Below are 6432 nucleotides of genomic sequence, written 5' to 3' on the forward strand. Positions count from 1 at the left end.
ATGACGATTTTATCAGAAATTGTTAAATATAAACAGTCACTTTTACAAAATGGCTATTATCAAGACAAACTTAATACCTTGAAAAGTGTGAAGATTCAGAATAAAAAATCTTTTATAAACGCAATTGAGAAAGAACCAAAGCTAGCAATTATTGCAGAAATTAAATCGAAGAGTCCTACAGTTAATGACTTACCTGAACGAGATTTATCGCAACAAATCTCAGATTATGACCAATATGGTGCAAATGCCGTGTCCATTTTAACTGATGAAAAGTACTTTGGTGGTAGTTTTGAAAGATTACAAGCATTGACGACAAAAACAACATTACCCGTATTATGCAAAGACTTTATTATAGACCCGCTTCAAATTGATGTTGCTAAACAAGCTGGTGCATCTATGATTTTATTGATCGTTAACATCTTATCTGATAAACAATTGAAAGATTTATATAACTACGCTATATCGCAAAATCTAGAAGTGTTAGTTGAAGTACATGATCGCCATGAATTAGAACGTGCCTATAAGGTTAATGCTAAATTGATTGGTGTAAATAACAGGGACTTAAAACGATTTGTTACAAATGTGGAACATACAAATACTATTTTAGAAAATAAAAAAACAAATCATTATTATATTTCTGAAAGTGGTATTCACGATGCATCTGATGTAAGAAAAATCTTGCATAGTGGTATCGATGGCTTACTAATAGGTGAGGCGCTTATGCGTTGTGACAATCTATCTGAATTTTTACCACAACTGAAAATGCAAAAGGTGAAGTCATGATGAAATTGAAATTTTGTGGCTTTACATCAATAAAGGATGTTACAGCAGCCAGTCAATTACCTATTGATGCGATAGGTTTCATCCATTATGAAAAAAGTAAAAGGCATCAAACAATTACCCAAATAAAAAAGTTAGCGTCTGCTGTTCCAAATCATATCGATAAAGTATGTGTCATGGTAAATCCTGATTTAACAACAATTGAACACGTATTAAGCAATACGTCAATTAACACAATACAGTTACACGGCACAGAATCTATTGATTTTATACAGGAAATTAAAAAGAAATATTCAAGCATTAAAATCACTAAAGCTTTAGCTGCAGATGAAAACATAATCCAAAACATAAATAAATATAAAGGGTTCGTAGATTTATTTATTATCGACACACCCTCAGTGTCGTATGGTGGTACCGGTCAAACATATGACTGGACTATTTTGAAGCACATAAAAGACATACCTTATTTGATAGCAGGAGGCATTAACTCTGAAAATATTCAAACAGTTAATCAACTTAAATTATCACATCAAGGTTATGATCTTGCATCAGGTATAGAAGTAAATGGGCGAAAAGATATAGAAAAAATGACAGCAATTGTAAATATTGTGAAAGGAGATAGAGACAATGAATAAACAAATACAAACAGAAGCAGATGAATTAGGTTTCTTTGGTGAATATGGAGGGCAATATGTTCCAGAAACATTAATGCCAGCAATTATTGAGTTGAAAAAAGCTTATAAAGAGGCAAAAGCAGACCCAGAGTTTCAAAGAGAACTGGAATACTATTTATCAGAGTATGTAGGACGCGCGACACCACTTACATATGCTGCATCATATACTGAAAGCCTAGGTAGCGCTAAAATATATTTGAAACGAGAGGATCTAAATCATACAGGCGCCCATAAAATTAATAATGCGTTAGGTCAAGCGTTGCTTGCTAAAAGAATGGGCAAGAAGAAGCTTGTTGCTGAAACTGGTGCGGGTCAACATGGTGTAGCTAGTGCTACGGTTGCTGCATTATTTGATATGGAACTTGTTGTCTTTATGGGAAGTGAAGATATTAAAAGACAACAACTTAATGTATTTAGAATGGAATTACTTGGTGCAAAGGTTGTGGCAGTTGAAGATGGTCAAGGGACTTTATCGGATGCAGTTAATAAAGCATTGCAATATTGGGTAAGTCATGTAGATGATACACATTATTTATTAGGTTCTGCATTAGGTCCAGACCCGTTCCCAACGATTGTTAGAGATTTTCAGAGTGTGATTGGTAAAGAAATAAAATCACAGATATTGAAGAAAGAAGGTCGACTTCCGGATGCAATTGTAGCATGTATCGGTGGTGGCTCAAATGCAATCGGTACATTTTATCCATTTATTAAAGATGATGTTGCATTATACGGTGTTGAAGCCGCAGGTCAAGGCGATGATACTGATAAACATGCACTTGCAATTGGCAAAGGATCACCTGGCGTATTACATGGTACTAAAATGTATTTAATTCAAGATGAAGATGGGCAAGTGCAACTAGCACATTCTATTTCAGCAGGACTTGATTATCCTGGTATTGGACCAGAACATTCTTATTACCACGACATTGGTAGAGTAACTTTTGAAAATGCTAGTGATACACAAGCAATGAATGCTTTAATCAACTTTACAAAACATGAAGGTATTATACCTGCAATTGAAAGTGCACATGCACTGAGTTATGTTGAAAGACTAGCGCCTACGATGTCGAAAGAAGATATTATTGTAGTAACTATTTCTGGACGTGGCGATAAAGATATGGAAACAATTAGACAATATATGGTAGAGCGAGGTCTTGCAAATGACTAAATTATTTATACCTTATATTATGGGCAATAAAGATTTGATTGAAAATGCAACATTGTTGAGTGAAAATGGTGCAGATATAATTGAAATTGGAGTACCTTTCTCTGATCCGGTTGCTGATGGTCCAGTTATCATGGAAGCAGGTCAACAAGCGATTAAACAAGGCATCACGATAGATTATATTTTCAATCAATTAGAAAAACATGGTGATCAAATTAAGTGTAACTATGTATTAATGACGTATTATAATATTATTTGTCATTATGGAGAACAAGCGTTTTTTGAAAAATGTCGAGATACTGGTGTCTACGGCTTAATTATTCCTGATTTACCATATGAATTATCGCAGCGTTTAAAACAACAATTTAGTCACTATGGCGTCAAAATCATATCGTTAGTTGCGATGACTACTGATGACAAACGTATAAAAGATATCGTATCCCATGCGGAAGGCTTTATTTATACTGTGACGATGAATGCGACAACAGGGCAAAACGGTGCGTTTCATCCAGAATTAAAACGAAAAATTGAGTCAATTAAAGCGATAGCCAATGTGCCAGTTGTCGCAGGATTTGGTATAAGAACACCACAACATGTTGCAGATATAAAAGAGGTTGCAGATGGCATTGTCATTGGTAGCGAAATCGTTAAGCGATTTAAATCTAACACGCGTGAGGAAATCATTAAATATTTACAATCTATCCAACAAACATTGAATAATTAAGTTTACTTGATTTAAAAAAATTAGGCGAATACTGTTTGAAAAAGTGAAAAACGGTGAATTATAAAATTGAATAGAAATGATACAAAAGTAATATGAGCAAACCCAAACGTTCATATTACTTTTTTTGAAATTGTATGCAAAAATCTAAATATTACTATAAAAGTATACGCAATTAAAGCGTTTATGTTTTAGTTTTAACATTAACTATTGTATACTTATTTAGATTAGATTTATTATTTTTGACATTTGCAGAGGGGAAATAGAAAAACTGCAAATACGGAAATGAAATTAATTAACGAGAGACAAATAGGAGTAATGATAATGAAGTTTACAAATTTAACAGCTAAAGAGTTTGGTGCATTTACAGATAGCATGCCATACAGTCATTTCACGCAAACTGTTGGCCACTATGAGTTAAAGCTTGCTGAAGGTTATGAAACACATTTAGTGGGAATAAAAAACAATAATAACGAGGTCATTGCAGCTTGCTTACTTACTGCTGTACCTGTTATGAAAGTGTTCAAGTATTTTTATTCAAATCGCGGTCCAGTGATTGATTATGAAAATCAAGAACTCGTACACTTTTTCTTTAATGAATTATCAAAATATGTTAAAAAACATCGTTGTCTATACCTACATATCGATCCATATTTACCATATCAATACTTGAATCATGATGGCGAGATTACAGGTAATGCTGGTAATGATTGGTTCTTTGATAAAATGAGTAACTTAGGATTTGAACATACTGGATTCCATAAAGGATTTGATCCTGTGCTACAAATTCGTTATCACTCAGTGTTAGATTTAAAAGATAAAACAGCAGATGACATCATTAAAAATATGGATGGACTTAGAAAAAGAAACACGAAAAAAGTTAAAAAGAATGGTGTTAAAGTAAGATTTTTATCTGAAGAAGAACTACCAATTTTTAGATCATTTATGGAAGATACGTCAGAATCAAAAGCTTTTGCTGATCGTGATGACAAATTTTACTACAATCGCTTAAAATATTACAAAGACCGTGTGTTAGTACCTTTAGCGTATATCAACTTTGATGAATATATTAAAGAACTAAACGAAGAGCGTGATATTTTAAATAAAGATTTAAATAAAGCGTTAAAGGATATTGAAAAACGTCCTGAAAATAAAAAAGCACACAACAAGCGAGATAACTTACAACAACAACTTGATGCTAATGAGCAAAAGATTGAAGAAGGTAAACGTCTACAAGAAGAACATGGTAATGAATTACCTATCTCTGCTGGTTTCTTCTTTATCAACCCATTTGAAGTTGTTTATTATGCTGGTGGTACATCAAATGCTTTCCGTCATTTTGCCGGAAGTTATGCAGTGCAATGGGAAATGATTAATTATGCATTAAATCATGGCATTGACCGTTATAATTTCTATGGTGTTAGTGGTAAATTTACAGAAGATGCTGAAGATGCTGGTGTAGTTAAATTCAAAAAAGGTTACAATGCTGAAATTATTGAATATGTTGGTGACTTTATTAAACCAATTAATAAACCTGTTTACGCAGCATATACCGCACTTAAAAAAGTTAAAGACAGAATTTTTTAGGAAGGGAATTATCAAAACATGAAATTTACAGAGTTAACTGTTACCGAATTTGACAACTTTGTACAAAATCCATCATTGGAAAGTCATTATTTCCAAGTAAAAGAAAATATAGTTACCCGTGAGAATGATGGCTTTGAAGTAGTTTTATTAGGTATTAAAGACGACAATAACAAAGTAATTGCAGCAAGCCTTTTCTCTAAAATTCCTACTATGGGAAGTTATGTTTACTATTCGAATCGTGGTCCAGTAATGGATTTTTCAGATTTAGGATTAGTTGATTATTATTTAAAAGAGTTAGATAAATATTTACAGCAACATCAATGTTTATATGTTAAATTAGATCCGTATTGGTTATATCATCTATATGATAAAGATATCGTGCCATTTGAAGGTCGCGAGAAAAATGATGCCCTAGTAAACTTGTTTAAATCACATGGTTACGAGCATCATGGCTTTACAACTGAGTATGATACATCGAGCCAAGTACGATGGATGGGCGTATTAAACCTTGAAGGTAAAACACCCGAAACATTGAAAAAGACATTTGATAGTCAACGTAAACGTAATATTAATAAAGCGATAAACTATGGTGTTAAAGTCAGATTCCTTGAACGTGATGAGTTCAATCTTTTCCTAGATTTATATCGTGAAACTGAAGAGCGTGCTGGATTTGTATCAAAAACAGATGATTATTTTTATAACTTTATTGACACATATGGAGATAAAGTATTAGTACCATTAGCATATATTGACCTTGATGAATATGTGTTAAAGCTGCAACAGGAATTGAATGACAAAGAAAATCGTCGTGATCAAATGATGGCGAAAGAAAACAAATCAGATAAACAAATGAAGAAAATTGCAGAATTAGATAAGCAAATTGATCATGATCAGCATGAATTATTGAATGCAAGTGAATTGAGCAAAACGGACGGCCCAATTCTAAACCTTGCTTCTGGTGTTTATTTTGCAAATGCATATGAAGTGAATTATTTCTCTGGTGGTTCATCAGAAAAATATAATCAATTTATGGGACCATACATGATGCATTGGTTTATGATTAACTATTGCTTCGATAATGGTTATGATCGTTATAATTTCTATGGTTTATCAGGTGATTTTACGGAAAACAGTGAAGATTATGGCGTATACCGCTTTAAACGTGGATTTAATGTACAAATCGAAGAATTAATAGGGGATTTCTATAAACCAATTCATAAAGTGAAATATTGGTTGTTCACAACATTGGATAAACTACGTAAAAAATTAAAGAAATAGATGTAAATGATGTTAGGGCTTATAGTTATTGATACTATAGGCTCTTTTTTATGCTTTTTTTAGCGAAATTTTAATTATTTCACACTAAGAAAAACTAGTATGTATTTGTCAATCTAATGTTTTTCATTATAATGATGTTTTATTGATTTAGTTTTATGATTAAAAGATTATGCAAAACATAAAATATATAGCGTCATATTTGAGTTTTAATGATAATATTTTTATAA

General features: G+C 32.4%; 6 protein-coding genes. All 6 read left to right on the forward strand.

Features of this window, described 5'->3' with window-relative positions; translation table 11 throughout:
* Positions 1–783: an indole-3-glycerol phosphate synthase TrpC gene (gene trpC / locus IDG66_RS03455; protein WP_000154116.1), complete on the forward strand. Its 783-nt coding sequence runs from the start codon at positions 1–3 to the stop codon at positions 781–783.
* A complete protein-coding gene (locus IDG66_RS03460) occupies positions 783–1415 on the forward strand; it encodes a phosphoribosylanthranilate isomerase (protein WP_000768192.1) in 633 nt (210 codons plus the stop codon). Before trpC ends, IDG66_RS03460 begins: the two co-directional genes overlap by 1 nt.
* Positions 1408–2622: a tryptophan synthase subunit beta gene (trpB, locus tag IDG66_RS03465; RefSeq protein WP_001041358.1), complete on the forward strand. Its 1215-nt coding sequence runs from the start codon at positions 1408–1410 to the stop codon at positions 2620–2622. The genes IDG66_RS03460 and trpB overlap by 8 nt, the downstream gene beginning before the upstream one ends.
* Positions 2615–3343 (forward strand): tryptophan synthase subunit alpha, encoded by a 729-nt coding sequence (gene trpA / locus IDG66_RS03470; protein WP_000163627.1) that lies wholly within the window; start codon positions 2615–2617, stop codon positions 3341–3343. The genes trpB and trpA overlap by 8 nt, the downstream gene beginning before the upstream one ends.
* A 321-nt stretch (positions 3344–3664) precedes the next feature.
* On the forward strand, positions 3665–4927 hold the full coding sequence (femA, locus tag IDG66_RS03475; protein ID WP_000673309.1) for a glycine glycyltransferase FemA: 1263 nt from the start codon (positions 3665–3667) through the stop codon (positions 4925–4927).
* 18 nt (positions 4928–4945) lie between these two features.
* A complete protein-coding gene (femB, locus tag IDG66_RS03480) occupies positions 4946–6205 on the forward strand; it encodes a glycine glycyltransferase FemB (RefSeq protein WP_000673098.1) in 1260 nt (419 codons plus the stop codon).
* The last annotated feature ends 227 nt before the right edge of the window (positions 6206–6432 follow it).

The sequence above is a fragment of the Staphylococcus sp. EG-SA-18 genome (genome assembly GCF_017151825.1).
Lineage (GTDB): Bacteria > Bacillota > Bacilli > Staphylococcales > Staphylococcaceae > Staphylococcus > Staphylococcus aureus.